Annotated in this window: 17 protein-coding genes; 6 read left to right on the top strand and 11 right to left on the bottom strand. The window is 69.7% G+C overall.

The features are described from left to right. The first annotated feature begins 6 nt into the window (after positions 1 to 6). Positions 7 to 891, top strand: coding sequence for a formate dehydrogenase accessory sulfurtransferase FdhD (gene fdhD, locus ACIQBL_RS09590; protein ID WP_401938758.1), 885 nt, complete (start codon positions 7 to 9; stop codon positions 889 to 891). A gap of 74 nt (positions 892 to 965) precedes the next feature. Here fdhD and ACIQBL_RS09585 read toward each other — a convergent pair whose 3' ends face one another. Both ACIQBL_RS09585 and ACIQBL_RS09580 read right to left on the bottom strand, forming a co-directional pair. Beyond that, on the bottom strand, positions 966 to 1,622 hold the full coding sequence (locus ACIQBL_RS09585; protein WP_401938756.1) for a LysR family substrate-binding domain-containing protein: 657 nt from the start codon (positions 1,620 to 1,622) through the stop codon (positions 966 to 968). After that, the gene (locus ACIQBL_RS09580; RefSeq protein ID WP_401938753.1) at positions 1,613 to 1,789 is read right to left on the bottom strand and encodes a LysR family transcriptional regulator; all 177 of its coding nucleotides are present in this window, start codon (positions 1,787 to 1,789) and stop codon (positions 1,613 to 1,615) included. The genes ACIQBL_RS09585 and ACIQBL_RS09580 overlap by 10 nt, the downstream gene beginning before the upstream one ends. 140 nt (positions 1,790 to 1,929) lie before the next feature. Here ACIQBL_RS09580 and ACIQBL_RS09575 point away from each other — a divergent pair, with 140 nt between their 5' ends. Then, complete coding sequence (locus tag ACIQBL_RS09575; protein WP_401938750.1) at positions 1,930 to 2,649, top strand: SDR family oxidoreductase; 720 nt, start codon at positions 1,930 to 1,932, stop codon at positions 2,647 to 2,649. 57 nt (positions 2,650 to 2,706) lie between these two features. Here ACIQBL_RS09575 and ACIQBL_RS09570 read toward each other — a convergent pair whose 3' ends face one another. After that, a complete protein-coding gene (locus tag ACIQBL_RS09570) occupies positions 2,707 to 3,255 on the bottom strand; it encodes an isochorismatase family protein (protein ID WP_401938748.1) in 549 nt (182 codons plus the stop codon). A gap of 255 nt (positions 3,256 to 3,510) precedes the next feature. On the opposite strand from ACIQBL_RS09570, the gene ACIQBL_RS09565 reads away from it, so the two are divergent. Beyond that, positions 3,511 to 5,382: an exo-alpha-sialidase gene (locus ACIQBL_RS09565; RefSeq protein ID WP_401938745.1), complete on the top strand. Its 1,872-nt coding sequence runs from the start codon at positions 3,511 to 3,513 to the stop codon at positions 5,380 to 5,382. A gap of 10 nt (positions 5,383 to 5,392) precedes the next feature. Next, on the top strand, positions 5,393 to 6,628 hold the full coding sequence (locus tag ACIQBL_RS09560; protein ID WP_401938744.1) for a DUF4185 domain-containing protein: 1,236 nt from the start codon (positions 5,393 to 5,395) through the stop codon (positions 6,626 to 6,628). On the opposite strand, the gene ACIQBL_RS09555 is transcribed toward ACIQBL_RS09560, so the two are convergent. Next, positions 6,561 to 7,577 carry a bile acid:sodium symporter family protein gene (locus ACIQBL_RS09555; RefSeq protein ID WP_401938742.1) on the bottom strand — a complete coding sequence of 339 codons (1,017 nt, stop codon included), beginning with the start codon at positions 7,575 to 7,577 and terminating at the stop codon, positions 6,561 to 6,563. The genes ACIQBL_RS09560 and ACIQBL_RS09555 overlap by 68 nt on opposite strands. Before the next feature lie 184 nt (positions 7,578 to 7,761). Between ACIQBL_RS09555 and ACIQBL_RS09550 the strand changes: the two genes are divergently transcribed. Beyond that, on the top strand, positions 7,762 to 8,631 hold the full coding sequence (locus ACIQBL_RS09550) for a LysR substrate-binding domain-containing protein (RefSeq protein WP_401938739.1): 870 nt from the start codon (positions 7,762 to 7,764) through the stop codon (positions 8,629 to 8,631). Positions 8,632 to 8,774: 143 nt separating this feature from the next. Here the strand turns inward: ACIQBL_RS09550 and ACIQBL_RS09545 are convergent, their stop codons facing one another. After that, a complete protein-coding gene (locus tag ACIQBL_RS09545; protein ID WP_401938737.1) occupies positions 8,775 to 9,944 on the bottom strand; it encodes a DUF3500 domain-containing protein in 1,170 nt (389 codons plus the stop codon). Positions 9,945 to 10,453: 509 nt separating this feature from the next. On the opposite strand from ACIQBL_RS09545, the gene ACIQBL_RS09540 reads away from it, so the two are divergent. Continuing rightward, positions 10,454 to 12,280, top strand: coding sequence for an AMP-dependent synthetase/ligase (locus tag ACIQBL_RS09540; protein WP_401938734.1), 1,827 nt, complete (start codon positions 10,454 to 10,456; stop codon positions 12,278 to 12,280). A 12-nt stretch (positions 12,281 to 12,292) separates the two neighbouring features. Here the strand turns inward: ACIQBL_RS09540 and ACIQBL_RS09535 are convergent, their stop codons facing one another. From ACIQBL_RS09535 to ACIQBL_RS09510, 6 genes are all read right to left on the bottom strand, one after another. Further along, a complete protein-coding gene (locus ACIQBL_RS09535) occupies positions 12,293 to 14,323 on the bottom strand; it encodes a PQQ-dependent sugar dehydrogenase (protein ID WP_401938732.1) in 2,031 nt (676 codons plus the stop codon). Positions 14,324 to 14,337: 14 nt separating this feature from the next. Further along, positions 14,338 to 15,348 carry a chitinase gene (locus ACIQBL_RS09530; RefSeq protein ID WP_401938729.1) on the bottom strand — a complete coding sequence of 337 codons (1,011 nt, stop codon included), beginning with the start codon at positions 15,346 to 15,348 and terminating at the stop codon, positions 14,338 to 14,340. A gap of 143 nt (positions 15,349 to 15,491) precedes the next feature. Continuing rightward, a complete protein-coding gene (locus ACIQBL_RS09525; RefSeq protein ID WP_401938726.1) occupies positions 15,492 to 16,838 on the bottom strand; it encodes a glycoside hydrolase family 27 protein in 1,347 nt (448 codons plus the stop codon). Beyond that, on the bottom strand, positions 16,835 to 20,053 hold the full coding sequence (locus tag ACIQBL_RS09520; protein ID WP_401938724.1) for a glycosyl hydrolase family 28 protein: 3,219 nt from the start codon (positions 20,051 to 20,053) through the stop codon (positions 16,835 to 16,837). Before ACIQBL_RS09520 ends, ACIQBL_RS09525 begins: the two co-directional genes overlap by 4 nt. Positions 20,054 to 20,065: 12 nt before the next feature. Next, positions 20,066 to 20,854, bottom strand: a complete 789-nt coding sequence (locus tag ACIQBL_RS09515; protein WP_401938723.1) for a Tat pathway signal sequence domain protein — start codon at positions 20,852 to 20,854, stop codon at positions 20,066 to 20,068. Between the two features lie 4 nt (positions 20,855 to 20,858). Further along, on the bottom strand, positions 20,859 to 22,034 hold the full coding sequence (locus ACIQBL_RS09510; protein ID WP_401938721.1) for a glycoside hydrolase family 105 protein: 1,176 nt from the start codon (positions 22,032 to 22,034) through the stop codon (positions 20,859 to 20,861). Positions 22,035 to 22,476 lie beyond the last annotated feature (442 nt).

Genomic DNA, 22,476 nt, shown 5'->3' with positions numbered 1-22,476 from the left:
CAGGACATGGGACGAGTCACGGAACGACGCAAGGTGATCCGGATCCGGGACGGCGCGGTCTCCAGCCGCCCGGACACGCTCGTCGCCGAGGAACCCCTGGAGATCCGCCTCAACGGCAAACCGCTCGCGATCACCATGCGCACACCGGGCGACGACTTCGCGCTCGCGGCCGGGTTCCTGGTCAGCGAGGGTGTACTGGCCAACGCATACGATCTGCAGAACATCGTCTACTGCGCGGGGGCGACGGGTGGGGGCCCCTCCCGGTCGAGCGGAGCCGAGAGTGGGGGAGGTTCGAACTCGTACAACGTGGTGGACGTACGGACCGCCCCGGACGTGGTGATTCCGGACATCACGTTGGAGCGGAACGTGTATACGACGTCCTCGTGCGGTCTGTGCGGCAAGGCGAGCCTGGACGCGGTCCGTACGACGGCCCACTGGCCCATCGCCGACACTCCCCCGGTCCGTGTCGAGCCGTCGCTGCTCGTGAGCCTCCCCGACCGGCTGCGCGCGGCCCAGCGGGTCTTCGACCGGACCGGGGGTCTGCACGCGGCGGCCCTGTTCAGCGAGGAGGGCGAGCTGCTGGACGTCCGGGAGGACGTGGGCCGGCACAACGCGGTCGACAAGCTGGTCGGCCGCGCCCTGCAGAACGGGGACCTGCCGCTGTCCCGGGTGATCCTGCTGGTGTCGGGCCGGGCCTCGTTCGAGCTGGCGCAGAAGGCCGTGATGGCGGGGATTCCGCTGCTGGCGGCGGTGTCGGCGCCCTCGTCGCTGGCCGTGGACCTGGCTCTGGAGACGGGTCTGACCCTGGTGGGTTTCCTGCGGGGCAGCAACATGAACGTGTACGCGGGCGAGGACCGCATCGCTCTGCGGGCCGCGGCCGCCCAGGGCTGAACGTCCACGTCCCGCGTCACGGCGGCGGGGCCCCGGCCGGCGGGGAGCGCCCCCTGCGCCGCAGGGGCCCCGCCTCAGCCCTGACCGCGGAGGCCTTGTGCGGCCCGCGCGAACGCCGTGATCAGGGGTGAGCGGCGGGCCGCCTCCCAGACGAGGAGCACCTCGTCGGGTTCGGCGTCGGTCACGGGGACGTAGGCGATGTCGGGGCGGGAGTACTGCTCGGCGACGGAGACGGGGACGAGGGTGATGCCCGCTCCGGACGCGACGGCCTCGAACTTCTCCTCGATGCTGCGGATCGGTACGTCGTCGGGGCCGGGATTGATGTACCGCAGCCAGTTCTCGCCGTCGAGGTCGGCCCGCACGAGATCCCGCTTGCCGGCGAGCCGGTGGTCGGCGGGGAGCATCGCCACCCGGGTCTCGGTGAACAGGGGCAGCAGGGTGAGGCCCTGTTCGCGGATCGGGCGGCGCAGATAGGCGAGGTCGACGGTGCCGTCGAGGATCAGCCGCTCCTGGTCGTCCCATTCGACCCGGCGGGCCTTGACCTCGATGTCGGGGTGGGCGGCGCCGAAGGCGCGCAGCGTGCGGGTGATCACGACGCCCGCGCGGAAGCCGACGACGAGGCGGTACGGACCCCGCACGGACCGCTGCACCCTACGACGCGTCGCGTTCGCCGTGGCGAGCAACACCTGTCCGTCGTCGAGGAGTTGGCGCCCGGCCGCCGTCAACGCCACCCGTGGCTGTCGCGTTCGAAGAGCGTGGCGTCCAAGTCCTTTTCCAGGGCGCGGATCTGACGGCTCAGCACCGGTTGCGCGATGTGCAGCCGCTCTGCCGCGCGCCCGAAGTGCAGCAGCTCGGCGACCGCCATGAAGTAGCGGACCTTCCGCAGGTCGAGGTCCATGGACGTCACCCCTTCCGTTGCCTCCGTGCCGCCGTCGGCGATGCCTTCAGGGTATCGCCACCGCCGAAAGAGGTCTTGGACGGCGGGGCGGCGACGGCCGCAGGCTGGATCGCGTCACAGCAACGCGAAAGGGGCAGGACATGAGTCTGCGGGGACAGCGGATCGTCGTCATCGGCGGTACAGCGGGAATCGGGCTCGCGGTCGCGGAGGCGGCGGCGCGGGAGGGCACCCGGGTGGTGGTCGCCTCCCGTCGGCAGGAGAGCGTGGACGCGGCACTGAAACGGCTCCCGGACGACGCCGAGGGACGGGTGCTCGACGCGAGCGACGAGGAGGCCGTACGGGACTTCTTCGCGGGGCTCGGCGGCTACGACCACCTGGTGTTCACGGCGGGTGAGGCGCTGCTGATGGAGAGCCTCGCCGAGTCCGACCTCGGGCGGGCCCGTGCCTTCCTGGACACCCGGTTGTGGGGCGCGTACACGGCGGTGAAGTACGGCGCCGGGTCGATCCGGGAGGGCGGTTCCGTGGTCCTGACCACGGGCACCGCCGGGCGCAGGCCGCTGCCCGGGACGACCGTCGCCGCCGCGCTGTGCGGGGCGATGGAGTCGCTCACCCGGGCACTGGCCCTGGAGCTGGCCCCGCTGCGGGTCAACGTGGTCGCGCCCGGTCTGGTCCGCACCGAGTTGTGGCGGGAGATGGGCGACGAGCACCGGGACGGACTGTTCGAGTCCGTCGCCGGTTCGCTGCCGGTCGGCCGGATCGGCGAGCCGGAGGACATCGCCGAGGCGTATCTGTATCTGATGCGCGGCGGCTACACGACGGGATCGACGGTGGTGGTGGACGGCGGCACGGTCCTCGTCTGACCGTTCGCCCGCCCGCCCCGTCCCGACCGACCGGAGCAAAGCGCACCCCAGCCCATCTCAGCCGGCCGGCGCGAAACGCGCCTCCGCCGCCCTCACCACCGACCCCAGCCGCGGGAAGTCGAGCCTGACGGACGCCTGGTGCTCGGCCGCGGTGAACGCGCTCATGGCGTCCTCGACGAAGACGAGGTCGTAGCCGAGGTCGCCGGCGGCGCGGGCGGTGGACTCCACACCGAGGTTGGTGGCGATCCCGCCGAACACCAGGGTGCCGATGCCCCGTTCACGCAGGCGGGCGTCAAGTCCCGTGCCCTGGAAGCCGCCGATCGTCCGCTTCACGATCTCCAGGTCGCCCTCCTGGGCCAGCCCCTCGGCGAGTCCGCTGCCGGAGGGCTGCTCGGCGATGCCCGGGCGTTCGACCCGGATCAGTACGACGAGCGCGCCGGCGGAGCGGAAACCGGCGGCCAACTCCTGCGCCACGGAGAGGACTTCGGTGCCCTTGTACGGTTCGAGCGGCAGCGCGACGATGCGGTCCATGAGGTCGACGAGGACCAGGGCGGTGCGCTCGGGGTCGAGGGCGAGCCGGGGTTCGGGAGTCTGCGGTGGGGTCATGACGGAACGTTAGCTCCCATGAGCCGTCCGTACCGGAAATCCGGATCAACAGGCCCATGAGCCGGTAGCGTTCGGTCGCCGGCGGCGGGGTGAGGAGCTACTCGTCGGCCTCGCGGGCGATCGAGTCGCGAAGTTGTGCGACGACGAGGGCTGCACGCTTCTTGTGAGTCACCGGAGGCCCCAACTAACGTCTGTGACGCGCCCGTTGGACGTGGGATGTCCGGATGTCCAGACGAATGAAGGGCAGGTCGCTCCATGCCGTCAAGGCTTCGCACACGTCTGAGATCCACCCTCACCGCCGCACTCACCCTGGCCGCGCTGATCATGCTCCCGAGCCCGGCGCACGCCACCGCCCCCACCGCCTCCCCCACCCCCGAGTTCGACCAGCAGGTCCTCTTCAAGGCCTCCCAGGACCCGGGCTACGCCTGTTTCCGTATCCCCGCGATCGTGCGGACGAACGACGGCACGCTGCTCGCGTTCGCCGAGGGCCGGGTCCTCAACTGCGGTGACGCCGCCGACATCGACATCGTCGTCAAGCGCTCCACGGACGACGGCCGCACCTGGAGCCCGCTGGAGGTCGTCAACGACGGCGGCGGCGACACGCACGGCAACCCGGCGCCGATCGTGGACCGCAGGACGGGCCGCGTCCTGCTCGCCGAGACGTACAACACGGGCCGTACGGACGGCGCCGGCTGCTCGGTCCCCTGCGACCGCACCCCGCACCTGCAGTACAGCGACGACGACGGTCTGACCTGGTCGCAGCCGCGTGACCTGAGCGCCGAGATCCTGCCGCCGAACTGGAACTCCTGGTACGCCACCGGCCCCGTGCACGGCATCCAGCTCACCCGCGGCAAGCACAGGGGCCGGCTCGTGTTCGGCGTCAACACCGAGACCTGGGACGGGAGTCGGGTCACCGCCAACAACGCGGCGCTGATCGTGAGCGACGACGACGGCGACCACTGGAGGATCGGCGCCACCGACTCGTGGCCCATCGCGACCGACGGGACATGGCGGCAGAAGCCGTCCGAGGTGACGCTGACCGAGCGCGCCGACGGCTCGGTCCTGGTGAGCGGACGCGAGCAGGACGGCACCGATCTCGGCCACCGCACGCAGGCGGTCAGCCGTGACGGCGGCGACAGCTTCACCGCGCCCTTCCGCGACCTGCCCGACCTGTACGCCCCGCAGGTCCAGTGCTCGACGCTCGGCGTCGGCTTCCGCATCCTGCTGTCCTGCGACGCCGATCCCGACCGCCGCCGCACGATGATGATCCGCTCCTCCTACGACGGCGGCCGTACCTGGGACAGCGTGGACCGCGGCACGGTCGTGACGAAGGACTGGTCGGGCTACTCCGACATGGCGCGCGTCGACGGCGACACGGTGGGCCTGCTCTACGAGGGCGGTGCCGCGACCGCCACCGACGAGATCCGCTTCGCCCGCTTCAACGCGGCCTGGCTGCAACCGCGTCGGGGCCCCGACCCGACGACCGCCGACCTCGCCCCGCACGCCCGGCGCGCGGCCGTGCTCGGCGGCGCCCAGGAGACGGACGGCGTGTCCGGCGGCGCCCTGTCCTTCGACGGTGTCGACGACGCCGTACGCCTGCCGTACAGCGACCGACTGCCTCTGGGGACAAAGGACTTCACGGTGTCCCTCTGGTTCCGCTACACCGCCACGACGGGTGATCAGCCGTTCCTGTGGATGGGCGGGGTCGGCACCACCCAGCCGCAGGTCTGGCTGCGCGGCGAGCCCGCCGGCAACCACGTCCGGGCGCTGATCACCACCCGGGTCGGCGCGACGACCGTGCACACCACGTCGGTGGTCACCGCCGGCGCCTACAACGACGGCCAGTGGCACCGGGCCGTACTGCGGCGCGGCGGTGGGGAGTTGACGCTGTCCGTCGACGGTACGGCGGTGAGCACGGCGGACATCGTGGGCTCCGTCAGCCGCAACTCGCCGTTCGGTGTGCATGTCGGCCAGCGCATGGACAGCATGCAGTACTTCACCGGGTCGATCGACGAAGTCCACGTCTGGGACCGGCTGTTGACGGACGACGAGCTGGCCGCACCCGAGCCCCCCACCGACGGGACCGTCCTGTGGCTGCCCATGGACCGGGTGAGCGACAGCCGCTAACGTCCCGGGCGTGCCCGAGGAGCGAGCACGACGGCGGACGGGAGCCGGGGTCGGCCTGCTGCTGACCCTGGCTCTCGCGGCCGTGCTCCTCACCGCCCTCCCCCGGCACCACGACGGGGAGGGCGGCGGCACGTGCACGGCCCGTACGGTGCGCTCCTGGTCGAACGACACGAAGCTCACCAACTCCTTTGCCGCGTACGGCGACGACGAGTCCCGTACCGACGACTGGACCGGCGGCGACGGCACCCACTCGGTGCGGCTGCCGGACGGGCGGATGCTGTGGCTGTTCTCCGACACCTACCTCGGCCAGGTGCACGGCCCGCCCAACCCGGTCGGCGAGTCGTACGCCTGGCGGGACACCACCGCGCCGCTGGTGCGCAACTCGGCGGTGGTGATGCGCGACGGGAAGCCCCGACTCACGCTGCCCGCGCCGCTGTTCCCCGATCCGGCTCCGAACGAGTGGCGTTGGCCGGTGGCAGCCCGCGTCGAGCCCCGCTCCCCCGGGTCGGCCGAGTCCGTCGTACGGGTGCTGCTGTGGACGCGGACGGCCGGACAGTACCCGTGGATCTACGGTGTGCCGACGGCGACCGAGGTGGCCACGCTGTCGCTGCCGGACCTGCGGGTGGAGTCGATCGTGAAGGTCTTCGACCAGCAGTTGGTCCAGGACCCGTCCCGGCGGGTGCAGTTCGGGACGACAGTGGTCGCGGCGGGCGGCTGGACGTACGTCTTCGGCGGGAACGACGCGCAGGCGGCGGCCCGGCCGACCTCCTCGGCGTATGTGGCGCGGGTGCCGGAGGGACGACTCGGGGAGCCGGGTGCCTGGGAGTACTGGGACGGCTCGGTGTGGACGGCGCGGGCCGGGCCCTCGCCGGTGCTCGGGGACGGGCGACGCACCGGTGTGGGCAGCGCGTTCTCCGTGGTGCGCGACGACGGGACGTACGTCCTGTTCACGATGGCCGCGGGCAGCCGGGGGCTCACCACCGTCACCTCGTACTGGGCCTGTTCGCCCACCGGGCCGTGGCACGGGCCGACCGGGAGTTTCAGCCCGCCGCTGCCGCAGGGGCAGGTCGCCGCGTACAACCCGCAGGTGCACACGGCGTGGGGCGGCGACGGGCGGATCGTCCTCAGCTATGACGTCAACTGGCTGGACGCGACGGCCTATTCGGCCGCCCTGAACCTCAGCCGGAACGTGTCGCTGTACCGACCGCGGTTCGTGACCCTGCGGTTGGGGCCGCCGCCTCGATGACCTCGGGCTCCGGATCGCGGGCGCGGCGCTTGGCGATGACCGCGCACACCATCAGCTGCATCTGGTGGAACAGCATCAGCGGCAGCACGGCGAGGGAGGCGTGGGCGCCGAACAGGACGCTGGCCATGGGCAGTCCGGAGGCGAGGGACTTCTTCGAGCCGGCGAACTGGATGGCGATCCGGTCCTCCCGGTCGAAGCGCAGCGCCTTGCCGCCGTACCAGGTCAGGGTGAGCATCACGGCGAGGACGACGGCCTCGACGGCGAGCAGTCCGGCGAGGCGGAGGGCGCTGACCTGGTGCCAGATGCCCTGGACCATGCCCTCGCTGAACGCGGTGTAGACGACGAGGAGGATCGAGGCCCGGTCGACGTAGCCGAGGACCTTCTTGTGCCGGGTGATGAAGCCGCCGACCCAGTGCCGCAGCAACTGCCCCGCCAGGAACGGCACAAGGAGTTGCAGCACGATCTTGACCAGCGAATCGGCGGAGAAGCCACCCGCGTTGCCGCCGAGCAGCGCCGCCGCGAGCAGCGGGGTGATGACGATGCCGGCGAGCGAGGAGAAGGAGCCGGCGCAGATCGCGGCGGGCACGTTGCCGCGCGCGATCGACGTGAACGCGATCGACGACTGGACGGTCGACGGGACGAGGGTGAGGAAGAGCAGACCCTGGTAGAGGGGGTGGGTCAGCAGCACCGGGACGAGACCGCGGGCGGCCAGGCCGAGCAGCGGGAAGACGACGAAGGTGCAGGCCAGGACCGTGATGTGCAGTCGCCAGTGCTTGAGCCCGTCGAGTGCCTCACGGGTCGACAGCCGGGCGCCGTAGAGGAAGAAGAGGAAGGCGATCGCGGCCGTGGAGGCGCCCGAGGCGACGTCGGCGCCGGTGCCTCGGGCGGGGAGGAGTGCGGCGAGGCCCACCGTCCCGAGGAGCAGCAGGATGTAGGGGTCGATCGGCATCCGACTCGGCCATCGCAGGCGTTTCACTGTGCTCCACTGTCTCGCGTGTCTCGCTGTACGTCCGGTCCGTCGTGCGGCGCGGACTCGTGCCCTCCCCATCCTCCTCTCCGGACCCTTGATCGGGAATCCGTTGTACCGCTCTGACTGTCATCACGTTTCGCGATAGCCGCGTAGGGTGTATGGCATGTACGACCCCTCTCACCTGCGTACGTTCCTCGCGGTGTCCCAGACCCTGAGTTTCACGCAGGCCGCCCGGCGGCTCGGGCTGCGCCAGTCCACCGTGAGCCAGCATGTGCGGCGCCTGGAGGACGCGACGGGACGGCAGCTGTTCACCCGGGACACGCACTCCGTGGAGCTGACGGAGGACGGCGAGGCGATGCTCGGCTTCGCGCGCCGGATCCTGGAGGTGCAGGAGCAGGCGTCGGCGTTCTTCACCGGCACCCGGCTGCGCGGCCGGCTCCGCTTCGGCGCGTCCGAGGACTTCGTCCTGACCCGGCTCCCGGAGATCCTGGAGGGCTTCCGGTACGACCATCCCGAGGTCGACCTCGAACTGACGGTGGAGCTGTCCGGCACGCTCCACGAACAGCTCGCCGCCGGGAAGCTGGACCTGGTGCTGGCGAAGCGGCGTGCCGAGGATCCGCGGGGCGAGCTGGTCTGGCACGACAAGCTGGTGTGGATCGGCGCGGAGCGGCTCCGCCTGGACGCCGATCGTCCCGTGCCGCTGATCGTCTATCCACCGCCGGGCATCACGCGGGCGCTCGCGTTGGAGGCGCTGGAGCGGCAGGGGCGGGCGTGGCGTATCGCGTGCACGAGCGGGAGCCTGAACGGGCTGATCGCGGCGGCGCGGGCGGGGCTGGGGGTGATGGCGCACTCACGGGGGCTGGTGCCGCCGGGGTTGGTGCGGATGCCGGAGCGGGCCGGGTTGCCGGAGCTGGGCGAGGTCGACTTCGTGCTGGTGCACGGGCGGCGCGGGGTGTCGGCGCAGGGGGCGGCGGACGCGTTGGCGGCGGCGATTCTGGCGGGCGGGGACCGGTTGCATCGGCGCGGTCCGTAATATCGACTTTCCCTTGCGGGGCGATTCCGATAGCGAATTCCGCGAGGTGAGAAATAGGGCCGGACAAGAATACCGACCGAGGGAATGCACGACAGCGGGCGGCGCCGCCGGGAGCAGCGCCGCCCATTACGTTGTCGGGTGGGTCAGGAGAACGAGAACTCTCCTCCGTAGTCGGTGTCGTGGTCGCGGTAGACGGAGCTGTAGTTGAGCTGGCCGGTGTCGACGACGCCGTCCTTGACGGAGAACTCGATCCAGACGCCGGGTCCGTCGATGCGGACGTAGTCGCCGGCGGTGTCGAGTGCCGTGGTGCCGGAGTACGAGATGTAGGTGTCGGCGAGCTCCGACTTGTAGGTGCTCAGGGTGGACGCGGCGGTCGTGTCGTCCGCGGCCTCGACCCACGGAGTAATGGCGTCGAGAACCAACTGCTGCTGTTCGTCGGTCAGTTCGCTGACCGCGAGGCCCTCCTTGGTGTCGGGGAAGGCGCCGTCCTCGTCCGGGCCGAGCACCACGTCGGTGGTGGAGTCGGAGAGCTTCGCCTCCGTCGCCTCGTCGTCGCTCAGGCCTTCGAGCATCGACACCATGCCGTCGTGCATCCCGGAGAGGGGTGCGTAGGTGGTGTCGTCGGCGGTCCAGGTGGCGGGTTCCACGCCGGCGAAGTACGGGGTGGTGCCCACGACCTCCCCGTCCTTGTAGGTGAGGTTCACGGCCAACTGGTCGCCGCCGAAGTGCAGTTGCCAGGTGCCGGAGGTGCTCGGGGTGCCCAGGAAGGCGAGGTAGTAGTTGCCGCTGCCGTAGCTGCTGTCGGTCTCGCCGAGGACGTCGTCGGCCGCGAGGATCTGGCTGATCTGGTCGTAGCCGGTGTCGGTGCCGGTGCCCGTGGCGGCCTCGACCACCGCTTTGGCGGCGGTGAGCTGGGTGTCGCTGAGGGTGCTCAGTTCGATGCCGACCCGGCAGGTGGCACCGCACGCCTCGTTCGACCAGGCGATGGCGTTGGCCTGCGTGAAGTCGAGGAGTACGTCGGCCTGTTGGTCGTCGTCCAAGGTGTCCAGGAAGGCGGTGGCGGCGTCGACCACGGCCGAGACGGACGAGCCCGTCCCGGCCGTTCCGGTGGGTGCGGGGGCGGATGCGGAGGCGGGGGTGGAAGGGGACGTGGATCCGGGGTGTGACGGGGACGCCGATCCGGGGGTGGACGGGGAGGCGGATCCGGGGGCCGACGCGGAGGCACTGGCGGACGGATCGGACTGGACGGACGCGGCGTTCGCGTTGGCGTACAGCGCGCCGCCGAGGAGGGTCGTCGCCGCCGCTAAGGCCACGACCACCTTCCTGTGGCGACCCAGAGACCTGCGGTGGGCGTTTTTGGTCTTCAATTCGATATTCCCTTCGGGGGGTCTCGCCCGGAGGATTTCCGAAGATTTTTTCCAGCGTCGGAAAAGATCTCTCGGGAGATCCCTGCGGCTTCGTTTCGGACGAGCCACATTCGATCGCCGAACACTGTGATTCCCATCTCCGAGTGCTTGGTTTTGCGCATGATTTATCTTGAACTTACTTTGAGGCGGGGCGAGTCGGCGGGCGGAGCGGGCCGGAGTGACGGCATCGGTCGCGCCGGCGCCGGCCGAGGAGGAGATTCAGTGGAGATTGCGGGGCCGAAACCTACGGAACCGTAAGGTTTTCTGTCCGACCCTTCCCCTTGTGAGGGTATTTTCCGGCGCTGACCGGTACGGACGTGAGCACTGCTCGGTTTCCGACCCCCTCCCGCCCTTCCGTCCGGTGGGGTAGCTTTCACGGCGCTGTGGGGAGTGCCGACAGGAGCGGGGAGCGAGGTTTGCGCGAGTACAACAACCCGCCGTTGGCGTTGGCACCGCCGGTGGGCGGTCTGGCCGACGTCGTGTTCGAGCGTGCCCGGGACGAGCCCCTCCATGTCTCCCTGGGCCGCAAGGACGAGCGGGGCGAGTGGCGGGACGTGACCGCCGCCGAGTTCCGTGACGAGGTCCTCGCCCTCGCCAAGGGCCTGCTCGCGCGGGGCGTCCGCTTCGGCGACCGGGTCGCGATCATGTCCCGTACCCGCTACGAGTGGACGCTGTTCGACTTCGCGCTGTGGACGATCGGCGCCCAGGTCGTGCCGGTCTACCCCACGTCGTCGGCCGAGCAGTGCTTCTGGATGCTGCACGACGCGCAGGTCTCCGCGGCCATGGTCGAGCACGAGGACCACGCGATGACCATCGCCACCGTCATCGACCGCCTCCCCGCGCTGCACCAGCTGTGGCAGCTCGACACGGGTGCCGTGCAGGAGCTGTACGACGCCGGCGCGCACCTCGAGGACGAGGTGGTGCACCGGCACCGGCAGGCCGTCACCCCGGACTCGACGGCGACGATCATCTACACCTCGGGCACCACGGGCAGACCCAAGGGCTGTGTCCTCTCGCACGGCAACTTCATGTACGAGGCGGACACGGTCATCGACCGCTGGGAGTCCGTCTTCCACTCGAAGAAGGGCGACGAGGCGGCGACCCTGCTGTTCCTGCCGCTGGCGCACGTCTTCGGGCGGATGGTGGAGGTCGCGGCGATCCGCGGCGGGGTCCGCTTCGGTCACCAGCCGCAGCTCAACGCCGCCGCCCTGCTGCCCGACCTGGTCGCCTTCAGGCCGACGTTCATCCTCGCCGTGCCGTACATCTTCGAGAAGGTGTTCAACGCGGCCCGCCGCAAGGCCGAGAAGGACGGCAGGGCCGGGCCGTTCGAGAAGGCCGTGGAGATCGCGGTGAAGTACGCGGACGCGATCGAGGAGAAGGCCTGGGGCATCGGCCCCGGCCCCTCGGCCGGGCTGCGCATGCAGCACCAGCTCTTCGACAAGCTCGTCTACTCCAAGGTGCGGGCCGCGATGGGCGGCCGTATCCGCAACGCCATGTCCGGCGGTTCGGCCATGGACCGCCGCCTCGGACTGTTCTTCGCGGGCGCGGGGGTGCAGATCTACGAGGGCTACGGCCTCACCGAGTCCACGGCAGCCGCGACCGCCAACCCGCCCGAGCGCACCCGCTACGGCACGGTCGGCCAGGCCGTCCCGGGAGTCACCGTGCACATCGCGGACGACGGCGAGATCTGGCTGAACGGCCCCAACGTCTTCCAGGGCTACCTCAACAACCAGAAGGCCACCGACGAGACCCTGCACGACGGCTGGCTCGCCACCGGTGACCTGGGCTCCCTCGACGAGGACGGCTATCTCACGATCACCGGGCGCAAGAAGGAGATCCTGGTGACCTCCGGCGGCAAGAGCGTCGCGCCGGGGCTGCTGGAGGAGCGGGTGCGGGACCATCCGCTGGTCGCGCAGTGCATCGTCGTCGGCAACGACCGCCCCTACATCGCCGCCCTCGTCACCCTCGACCACGAGGCCGTCGAGCACTGGCTCACCATGCGCGGCAAACCGCCGCTGACGCCGGCCCAGTTGGTGCGGGACGCCGACCTGGAGGCCGAGGTGCGGCGCGCGGTGGTCGCCGCCAACACCCTGGTCTCGCAGGCCGAGTCGATCCGCACCTTCCGGATACTGGCCCAGCCCTTCAGCGAGGAGCACGGTCTGCTGACTCCGTCCCTGAAGCTGAAGCGCAAGGCCATCGAGAGCACGTACGCCAACGAGGTCGAGGCGCTGTACCGGGCCTGAACTCCCGCTGCCCTAGCCGATGTTCACACGGAAGATCTTGTCGGAGCCGTCCGCCTGGTTGCCGTTGTTGTCGCAGTTGGTGGTCGACAGCCACAACTGGTCGGCGCCGGGCACCTTGGTGACCGTGCGGAGACGGCCGTAGGTGCCGACGTAGTACGCGGTCGGGGTGCCGACGCTCTCGTTGTCGCCGTTGATCGGGATGCGCCACAGGCGTTCGCCGCGCAGGGACGCCATGTAGACGACGTTGCGGACGACGGCGATACCGCTGGGCGAGGCCTCGTCGACGTTCCAGGTGGCCTTGGGGTTGGTCATGCCGGCGACGCTGCAACTCCCTTCACAGGTGGGCCAGCCGTAGTCGGCGCCCGGTTTGATGAGGTTGAGTTCGTCCTTGGAGCTGTTGCCGAACTCCGCTTCCCACAGGCGGCCGTTGCGGTCGAAGGCGAGGCCCTGGGGGTTGCGATGGCCGTACGAGTAGACGTAGTTGCCGAACGGGTTGCCCGGAGCCGGCTTGCCGTCCGTCGTCATGCGCAGGATCTTGCCGTTGAGGGAGGTCTTGTCCTGGGCCAGGTCGGGTGTCTGGGCCTCGCCGGTCGAGACGTAGAGGTAGCCGTCGGGGCCGAAGGCGAGCCGGCCGCCGTTGTGGTAGCGGTTCTTCTTGATGCCCTGCAACAGGACCGTGTAGCCGGTGAGGGAGGTGCCGTCGTACGTCATGCGGACGACCCGGTTGCCCTCGGACGCGGTGTGCATGAAGTACACGTAGTGGTTGGTGGCCCACTTGGGGTCGACGGCGACGCCGAGCAGGCCGCCCTCGCCGTTGGTGGTGACCGCGTTGGGCACGGTCCCGACCTGGGTCCGGGTGCCGTCCTTGGCCGTCTTCCAGACCCGGAAGTCGTCCCGCTCGGTGACGAGGGCGCTCTGGCCGTCCGGCATCCAGTAGATGCCCCACGGGATCGTCCAGCCGGTGGAGAGCGTGGTGATGGCGGACGGGACACCGCCGTCGGCGGCGCAGGCCTTCGTGGTGAAGGTGACGGTGTTGCTCTGCTCGGAGAGGTTGCCGGCCGCGTCGCGCGCGACGACGTCCAGCGAGTAGGGGCTGTCGCAGGCGAGGCCGGTCAGGGTGGTCGAGGTGCCGGTGGTGACCGACTTGTAGACGGTGTCCCCGCTGCGGATGTCGTATGCGACAACCGATCGGTCGTCGGTGGACGCGCCCCAGGTGAGGTCGGCCGTGTTCGAGGTGATGCCGGCCGCGGACAGTGTCCCGGGCCTGGTCGGCGGGGTGGTGTCGGAGCTGGGTTTCGTCGTGCAGTCGACGACCGGGCTGGCCGGCGAGGTGTTGCCGGCCGCGTCGCGGGCGATGACGGTGAGGTCGTACGTGGTGTTCGGGGCGAGGCCGGTGAGGGTCTTGGACGTCGAACTCCCCGTCGCCTCCCCGATCTTGTTGCCGTGCTCGTACAGGTCGTACGCCGTGACGCCCACGTTGTCGGTGGAGGCGCCCCAGACCAGCGTCAGGCCGTCCTCGCCGATGTCGGAGCAACTGGGCTGGCCGGGACGGGTCGGTGCCTGTGCGTCGGCCGCCGTGCCGACGCTGATCCGGTCGAGGTTGGGGCCGCCGTTCGCGGTGGTCGCGGTCGCCCGGATCTTGTCGGTGCCGGCGGTCAGCGGGACGTTCACGGTCTTCGTCGCCCAGGTGTTCCAGTCGGCGGTGGCCGGGAAGGACACCGCGGACGCGACGACCGTTCCGTTGACAGAGATGTCCAACGGGCGGTCGGTGGCGGTGCCGTTGGCGTAGCGAAGGGTGAGCGACGCGGTGCCGGCGGCGGTGGCAGTGACCGTGAACTCCACATAGGAGCCGGTGACGTTGGTGTAGTCGACGAAGCCGGTGCCCGTGTAGCCGGTGTGGTTGGTGGCCACGGCGCCCTGGACGACGGTGGCGTCCTCGGCCTGGTAGTCGGTGGCCGCGCTCGCCGTGCCCTGCGCGAGACCGACGAGCGGGATCGCGAGGGCCAGGGAGAGGCACCAGGGCAGTGCTCGGGTGGGTTTCATGGCGGTGTGTCCCCTCAGCCCGTGTACTGGGCGAAGACCTTGAGGTAGTCGTACGGCTGCTGTGTCACGCCGCTGCAGGAGTCGCCGTCGGAGCCCGAGCCGCAGGCCCGGTCGCGGTTGACGGCCCAGTAGGTGAGGCGGCCGATGTGGTGCTGCTGGGCGTAGGCGAGCATGGTCTTGAAGTCGGCGACGCGGACGCGTTCACCGGAGTCGTCGGTCTTCCCGTTCATCGACGACAGGCCGATGTGCGCGTACGCCGTCGCATCGCCGTATCCGTAGGCCGACTTGACCTTCGCCTTCAGTCCTTCCATGGCCTGCGTGGTGAGCGTGCCCATGGTGGTGGCGCCGCCGCCGAAGTCGAACGGCATGATGCACCAGACGTCGTTCGCCAGACCGGAGTCGGCGCCGCGCTTGATCATGTCGACGCCGGTGGAGTCCGGGCCGCCGGTCGTCGAACCGAAGGTGATGACGGTCTTCAGGCCGGAGTTGTTCGCCTTGACGGTCTTCAGGGCGTCGATCACCCGTTGCCGGACCGTCGCGTTGGACCACTCGGTGTTCTCGATGTCGATGTCGAGGGCCTTGAGGCCGTATGCGCTGATCACCTTCTGGTAGGCGCCCGCGAGCGCGGCGGCGCTGGAGCACTTCTCGCCCAGCTTGGCGCCGCTCCAGCCGCCGACGGAGACGACGACGTCGCCGCCGGCCGCCCGGATCGCCTTGATCTTCGCCTGGTCGTCGCCGCCGGTCAGCGGGCGCGAGCCGTCCCACTTCGGGTTGCAGGAGCCGTCGGAGAGGATGAAGGCGAGGGTGAACCACTTGACGCCGGTCGCCGCCATCACGGAGGTGGGGTTCTGCGGGCTGCCCCAGCCGAGGTACTCGTAGGGGGCGACCGCCATGCCCGGGGCGGCGAGCGGGCGGGCGGTGGCCGCGTGGGACGTGGGCGACACAGTGAACAGCAGAGACAGCGTCAGTCCGAGCAGCGCGGCGAGGACCGTGCCGGGTCGGGGTGGTCGTAGGGCCTGGTGCATGGGGTCGTCCTCCTGGTGTGGGGAGTGGGGTGGGGAGTGGGGTGGGGAGTGGGGTGGGGAGTGCGGACGAGTGTCAGGAAAGCTTCCTGACAATGGGAAGCGGAGGTCTCCCTGGACCGGGAGACCTTGCCGCTCCCGGTCGTTCAGCTGGGTTCTACGCGGATCAGGCGGGTCTCGCCGGGGCGCAGGGTCGCGCTGTACGTGTCCGTGACGGCGCCCTTGTGGGAGCCGGACCACAGGTCGGTGACGTCGCCCGTCCCGGTGAAGCCGACCTGCGACCAGTTCACGCTGACGGTGGCGTTGCCGGACGTGCCCGTGTTGAAGAGCGCCACGACGTACTGGCCGTCGCTCTCCTTCTTGCTCCAGACCTGTTTGACGCCGCTGCTGACGATCCGCTTGGCGGCGGCCCCGTCCTGGTCGACGCCGATCAGGCGGTCGTTGGTGAGCATCGCCTTGTCGACGGAGTCGAGTTGGGTGAGGTCGGTGCCGAGCAGCAGCGGTGAGGCCGCCATCGCCCACAGGGTGAAGTGCGAGCGGCGCTGGTCGGCCGTCAGTCCCACCTGGTCGCCGTTGCCGACCTCCAGCGAGTCCAGGTCGTTCCAGCCGCCGGGACCGGCGTACGGCTGCCAGGCGGCGGCCTTGTCGAAGCGTGCGGAGACGTGCGACCAGTCGGTGAGCGGATAGCCGCTGCCGTTGGCCCCGGGACCGCAGTAGCACTCGACGTCACCCTGCGTGCGCCAACTGTTCGCGAGCCGGCGCCAGTTGGCGGCGTCGGCGATCGGAAGGTTGTTGGACAGCGCGAAGTTGATGTCCCGTCCGCTCGCCCGCAGCGCCGTGTCCCAGGCCTGGACGTCGGGGATGTCCGCGCTGCCGACGCCGTCGATCTTCAGGTAGTCGACACCCCAGGAGGCGAACTGCTTCGCCCACGAGTTCACGAACTCCTGGGCGCCCGGCTTCCCGTAGTCGATGTAGTACATGTTCTTGCAGTTGTAGTTCTTCTCCGTCTTCGACGTGTCCGCGATGTCCTTCGCGTGGTACGACGTGCCCTCGATCGGGGTGTTCGCGGTGACCGCGTTCTTGGCGATGCCGGGGGTGACGTAGAAGCCGAACTTCAGGCCCTTGGAGTGGATGTAGTCGGCCAACGCCTTGATCCCGGAAGGGAACTTGGCCGGGTCGGCGGCCCAGCGGCCGTAGGAGTCGACGGTGAAGCCGTTGGTGTCGCACTTCTGCCAGAAGTCGTCGAGGTTGATGTACACGAAGCCGTGGTTCTTGAGGCCGCTGGACACCAGGGCGTCGGCCTGCGCCTTGATCTTGGCCTCGGTGGGCGAACGGCGGACGAAGCTCCAGCTGCTCCAGCCCATGGCGGGCCGGGTGGACTGGCCGTTGTCGGAGGCCGCGGCCGGGGTCGCGCCGCTCAGGAGGGGAAGCGCGGAAGCGGCCAGCAGCCCGGCGAGCGCTGCCACGAACGGTCTGGGTCGGACGGGTGTCATGACGATCCCCCGGGGGTCGCGTAGGAGGTGCCGATCCACGCCTCGTCGATCCGCAGCCGCTTGTAGCGGGTGGTGTCGGTGGACGCGGCCCAGGTGGAGTCGACTTCGAGGCGGACGTAGCGGGCGTTCGCGGCGGTGAGGTCAATGCCCTGGATTCCGCGGCGACTTGGGAGCTCGCCGGTCTTGACGGCGCTCCCCCAGTTCGTGCCGTCGCTGCTCAGGAACACCTTGTACGCCTTGATCCGCGCCGACTGCTCGGTGTCGGAGCGGGCGTAGGCGACGGAGTCCTCACGCTGGTTGAGCCCGATGTACTGCACCTTCTTCGAACTGCCCAGGTCGAAGGTGAGGTTGACGGGCAGCGTCTTGTCGTTGTCCCAGTAGGTGAGGTAGCTGCCGTCGCCGGCCGCCGCACCCGCGTGCCCGCTCGCCGAGGCGCTCGCGGTCACGGTGACGCCGGACAGGATGCCCTGGCGGCCGGCGGTCGTGACCTTGAAGACGGTGTCGTACGGGTCCCAGCCGCCGAGGCCGCTGAGCGTGAGCACTCCGCCGGACTGGGACCACGAAATCGCCGCGCCGGTACGGAGGTTGGTGACGGAGGCGATGCGGTAGCCGTTGTCGCGGATGCGGAGCGTGCTCGTGGTGGGCGGGGTGAGGACGTGGACGTACTGGAGGTCCGGGTCGGTCCGGCTGATGGTGGTGACGCCGTGGGCGCCGTCGTTCCAGAAGCCGGGTTTGAGGCCGCCGTACATGTAGCCGCCGCCCTCGGTGCCGTGCAGGGATTCCCAGATGGGGTCGAGGTAGGAGTCGGCGAAGGTGTTGAACGATGCCTGGTTGGCGGGGAACTTGCCGTTGACCTGGGCGGTCTCGGCCATCAGCGCCTTGACGGAGGAGCCCGCGTTGGTGATCAGCCGGCCGAGGGTGAGGGCCCGGTCGACGGAGGGGTTGGAGCCGTCGTACCACCAGGCACCGGTCGACGGGAGCTTGAAGTCGGCTTCCGTCAGCCGGGGTTGCGCGGTGTATACAGCCTGCGGGTAATCGTATGCGGGCGACATCCCCGTCTTCTGCTCGTTGCTGATCATGTCCATGATCGGCGTGTCCTCGTTGTTGTTGCTGAGGGTGTAGTTCGGGCGCTTCTGGTAGATCTGCTGGTAGAGGTCGTGGCTCTCCCAGTACGCGTTGTCGTTGTCGATCCAGAAGCCGCCGAGGTCGGGGTAGCGGTCCATGACCTCGAAGAAGTTGTCGTAGCCGAACTGCCCGAAGCCGTCCCGGGTGGTCAGGTCGACGGTCTTGCCCTTGTAGGCGGAGTACGCGGCCGAGTCGAGCCACTCGTGGCCGCCGTCGTCGTGCCACTGGGGGTCGTCGGTCATGTAGAGGACGACCTTCATGCCCTTGGCCTTCGCGGCGGTGATCAGTTCGCCGAGGAAGTCCCGCTTGGTGGAGCAGGAGCCGGGGATCTTGGAGGGCCAGGGTCGGGCGTAGCCGAGCCGGCTGTGGAAGGTGGCCAGTACGAGGTATTGCGTATGCAGTTTCTGGGCTTCGTTCACCCAGTAGTCGGGGGTCCAGCCGCCGTTCGTGACGTCGTTCTCCCAGGCGGTGCAGCTCGTGTGGGCGGGCGCGGTGCGCAGGCCCCAGTGCAGGAAGAGGCCGCCGACGGAGCCGCGGAGGAAGTCCTGGCGGGGGTTCTCCAGGTCGAGCGGGCGGGCGTTCGTGGGCGCGCAGTTCTCGGTGGAGCCGGTGCTGGACACGCGCGGCGAACCGGCGCCGCTCACGCAGTAGCCGTTCACGTCCTGGAAGCCCAGGTCGTAGGGCGAGTTCGTGCCGCGCTGGGCGGTGAAGCCGGTGAACCGGATGCCGCTCGCCGCGTTGGCGACGACCGCCGGCCGGCCGTCGTCCGCCGCGAACTTCACCGAGCTGTCGGTGAATTGGACGTGGTCGGCGTTGTGGAGGTACCAGCCGTAGGCCGGCCGGGTGCCGATGGCCTTCGGGTTGTAGTCGTTCGGGTCGTTGCCCGGCACTCCGGTCGACATGGTGCCGTTGCCGCCGGGGACGGTGATGTCGACGTTCGTGAACGTGACCCCGTCGATGCGGTGACCGGTCTCGCCCCACAGAGTCGGGCTGAAGGAAGGGGAGTTGCCGGTGGCCGTGATGTTGTCGTAGGTGACGTCGCTGATCGAGCCGACCCCCGGGCTGCCACCGCAGCGCTTGCGGGTGCCGATCTTCTCCATGATCGGTGAGTGGACGCCGGTCATGGTGATGTCGCGGTAGTGGACGTCGGAGATCTTCGCGCCGTCCATGGAGACCATGCCGAGGCCGGACTTGTCGGCGCCCTCGATCCGGATCTCCTCGAACCGGTAGTCGGAGAAGTCGCCGCAGGTCTCGGAGCCGAACATGAGGGCGTTGCAGCACTTGGCCGACAGATACGAATCGCTCACGCGCACATGACCGTTGGGGAGTTTGGCGCCGAGCGCGTAGTCGCTCTTGAAGACGAGTGCGTCGTCGTTGGCCTTGATGCTGGCGTTGGTGACGGTGACGTTCGTCGTGGAGATGATGTTCCAGCCGTCGCGGTCGCTCGCGGTGTCGATGGTCAGGCGGTCCGAGGTGACGTTGGTGCAGCCGTTGATGAGCGCGGCGAAGTGGCCGCCCCTGCGCAGGGTGAGCCCGTCACCGATGCGGAGCCCGTCGCAGCGCGTCAGCGACAGGATCTTGTCGGCCTCGCCCGGCTTGGGGTTGCCGGTGATCAGGTTGCCGAGCCCGTCGATGACCCCGCCGCCGACGAAGCCGATGTTCGTGAGCCGGTCGCCGTAGATCATCGCGTCGCGGAAGTGGCTGTGCCCGTAGTCCTGGTACTGGTCGTCGGCGTTCGACTCGGCCTTGTCGTACGTGTCCGCCGACGAGCCCTGGACCGTGGCGCCCGTGTCCACCTGGAGCGTCACGTTGCTCCGCATGTGGATGGTGTTCTTGGACTTGTACGTGCCGGCGGGGAAGCGGACCGTGCCGCCGCCCGCCGCGTTGGCCGCCGTGATGGCCTTGTTGACGGCCGGGGTGTCGTTGGCGGAACCGTCGCCCTTGGCACCGTAGTCCCGCACGTCGTAGACGGCGGCATGCGGTGCGGGGCGTGCGGTCGCGAGGGCGGAGGGGTGGGCGAGGCCGAGGACGACGGCGAACGCGAAGAACACGCTCGCCGCCCAACTCCGTTTGTACATGGGGGGTTTCATGGATCGGTCTCCTCACACGAGCTGGTAGCCGCGGAGATCGGTGAGCAGGAGGTAGGTGTCCTGCAGGGACCCGGAGGTGTCGCCGAGGGAGCGGTAGATGCCCCACTTGGGGCGCACCCGGTCGGCCAGGAAGGTGTCGACGCCGGTCTTCGACTCGTCGATCACGGTGGTGGAGCCGGACGTGAGGATCCAGCGGACCGAACCGGCCGTGCCGTCGCCGACCTTGATCCGGAAGTCGACGTCGGTCCATTGGTCGTGCAGCGGATCGAGATCGGTACGGCCGACCAGGACGCCGGCGACGGGCAGGTTCAGCTCGATGGTCTGCACGCCGTTCACCCGGCGCAGGGACTGCACGACGATCGGCGAGGTGCCGTTGCCGGGCTGCTTCATCTGCATGATGTGCGTGAAGGTCGTGGTCGCCTTCAGGGAGCTGGGGATGTACATCGAGTACGTGATCCGCCAGGTCTGCCCCTCGGTCCACTTGAGGTAGCTGCTGCTGCCGGTGCGCAGACCGGTGACCTCCTGGCGCTGCCGGTCGGTCGACGTGTCGCGGTCGACCGTATGCATGTTGAAGCGCCAGTTGTCCCCGGTGGCGTAGATGTGCGGCTGTCCGGCCGGGTGCGAGTCCGCGCGGTCGTCCTCGACGGTCTCGAAGGCGCCGAGTCCGTCGCCGGTCGCGGTCGGCGCCCACTTCTGCTGCCAGGAGGCGGCGTGCGCGGTGGTGGCGGTCGACAGTCCCACCGCGGCGCCGGCGGCACCGCCGAGAGCGGCCCCGAGAATCCTTCTTCTCGACGTGCCCATGACACTAATCACCCCTCAGTTGTTCGTTCATGATCAGAAAGGCACCCAGGCCGTGGAAGTCGTTCGTGGCGCGGGTGCGGGCGGCGTAGTACGCGTAGTCGCCGACGTTCGTGCCGATGGAGATGTCGGTCAGATTCGTGCGGCCGTCGGTGCCGACCGAGAGCTTCGCGAGGACGCCCTCGTAGCCGCGCCGGGCGACGTCGGCGTAGTGCCGGTCGAGATAGCCCTGCTGGGCGCCGCGCGAGAGGGCGTAGGTGAACATGCTGGAGCAGGACGTCTCGGTCCAGTTGTCGCTCCGGCCGCCCTTGTCCATGACCTGGAACCAGCGTCCCGTCGCCGGATCCTGGTACTTCTCCAGACCGGCCGCCAACTTGCGCAGGATGCCGATGAGTTGGGGGCGTCGCGGGTGGTCGGCGGGGAGTGCGTCGAGGACGTCGGTGATCGCCATCGCGTACCAGCCGACCGCCCGGCACCAGTGCTCCGGCGCGAGTCCGGTCTGCGGGTCGGCCCAGCTCGCGGTGCGCGACTCGTCGTAGGCGTGCCTCAACAGGCCGTTGGCGACCTGGAGATGGCTGCCGTAGACGTACAGCTGCCGGGACGCCTCGTCGTTCGCGTACGCGCTGTCGCCGAACTCCCTGCCGTACTCGACGAGGAACGGGTTCACCATGTAGACGCCGTCCGACCAGAGTTGGTGGGCGCGGCTGCTGCTGTCGGCGTGCCAGAAGCCGCCATCACTCGTGCGCGGGTAGGTGTCGAGGCGGTCGCGGATCTTCTTGGCCGCCTTGCGGTAGCGGTCCTGGCCGGTCTCGTGGTGCAGGATCACCAGGAGGCGGCCGGCCTGCATGCTGTCGAGGCTGTTGAAGGACTGGTCGATCGAGCCGTCGCTCTTCACGAAACGGTCGACGTAGCTCTTGATGTAGGTCAGGTAGCGGGGGTCGTGGGTACGCTTGTACGTGAGGTACTGGCCGTAGAGGTAGAGGCCGACGGGGTACGACCAGCCGCCGATGGTGCTCGGTGTGTAGCGGGCCGTCGTCGAGTCGACCACGGCCACGGACCAGTCGGGCGCGGCGGCGGGCCGGCTCGCCGCCGCCACCGTTTCCAGTGGCGGGGAGGCCGCGGTCAGGGCGGCGGTGGCCAGGGCGACCGCCGCCAGTCCCGCTCGCAGGCGTCGTCGTCTCATGCTTCTCCCTTTCCAAGGGGGCGATGGGGCGGGTGGGTTCGAAGGGCGGTGGGTTCAAGGGGCAAGCGGGTTCGCTTGACGGGCGGGGGAAGTCGCGTCCGGCGAGCGGATCGCCTCCCGGCGGACGGGGCGGTACGACGCCCGGGCCGGCGGCCTGCCCGGAACATCCTCATGCCGCTGATCAGCCGTCAACTCTCTTGACCGACTGATCAGTTCGGCAGGGTTGGAGCAATGCCCGCGGCGCGGTCCGGCGGTCACTGAGGCCTCGGTCATGGGAGCCGCCCCTCCTTCCGTAACTCCGCCAGTGGTTCCGGGACTTCGTCGGCGACCGGGAGCCGTTCGGCGGGTTCGGCAAGGATCCCGTCCGCCTCGCGGCTGCCGTCGCGGAGCCGGTCGTGGCGGAGCGCGGGCTCGGTTCGCCGCCGTGCGCGAGGGAGTTGAC

Origin of the sequence: Streptomyces sp. NPDC088350, from assembly GCF_044753545.1 — a bacterium.
In the GTDB taxonomy this organism is placed as follows: domain Bacteria; phylum Actinomycetota; class Actinomycetes; order Streptomycetales; family Streptomycetaceae; genus Streptomyces.
The sequence above is the reverse complement of the archived record's forward strand: the minus strand, read 5'-3'. Positions and strand labels throughout refer to the sequence as shown.

Bases quoted from the DNA above. Each gene is read 5' to 3' on its own strand.
- ACIQBL_RS09555 (WP_401938742.1), bottom strand. From the start codon at position 7,577: ATGCCGATCGACCCCTACATCCTGCTGCTCCTCGGGACGGTGGGCCTC.
- ACIQBL_RS09530 (WP_401938729.1), bottom strand. From the start codon at position 15,348: ATGCACCAGGCCCTACGACCACCCCGACCCGGCACGGTCCTCGCCGCG.
- ACIQBL_RS09515 (WP_401938723.1), bottom strand. From the start codon at position 20,854: ATGGGCACGTCGAGAAGAAGGATTCTCGGGGCCGCTCTCGGCGGTGCC.
- ACIQBL_RS09510 (WP_401938721.1), bottom strand. From the start codon at position 22,034: ATGAGACGACGACGCCTGCGAGCGGGACTGGCGGCGGTCGCCCTGGCC.
- ACIQBL_RS09550 (WP_401938739.1), top strand. From the start codon at position 7,762: ATGTACGACCCCTCTCACCTGCGTACGTTCCTCGCGGTGTCCCAGACC.
- fdhD (WP_401938758.1), top strand. From the start codon at position 7: ATGGGACGAGTCACGGAACGACGCAAGGTGATCCGGATCCGGGACGGC.
- ACIQBL_RS09575 (WP_401938750.1), top strand. From the start codon at position 1,930: ATGAGTCTGCGGGGACAGCGGATCGTCGTCATCGGCGGTACAGCGGGA.
- ACIQBL_RS09580 (WP_401938753.1), bottom strand. From the start codon at position 1,789: ATGGACCTCGACCTGCGGAAGGTCCGCTACTTCATGGCGGTCGCCGAG.
- ACIQBL_RS09520 (WP_401938724.1), bottom strand. From the start codon at position 20,053: ATGAAACCCCCCATGTACAAACGGAGTTGGGCGGCGAGCGTGTTCTTC.
- ACIQBL_RS09570 (WP_401938748.1), bottom strand. From the start codon at position 3,255: ATGACCCCACCGCAGACTCCCGAACCCCGGCTCGCCCTCGACCCCGAG.
- ACIQBL_RS09525 (WP_401938726.1), bottom strand. From the start codon at position 16,838: ATGACACCCGTCCGACCCAGACCGTTCGTGGCAGCGCTCGCCGGGCTG.
- ACIQBL_RS09565 (WP_401938745.1), top strand. From the start codon at position 3,511: ATGCCGTCAAGGCTTCGCACACGTCTGAGATCCACCCTCACCGCCGCA.
- ACIQBL_RS09535 (WP_401938732.1), bottom strand. From the start codon at position 14,323: ATGAAACCCACCCGAGCACTGCCCTGGTGCCTCTCCCTGGCCCTCGCG.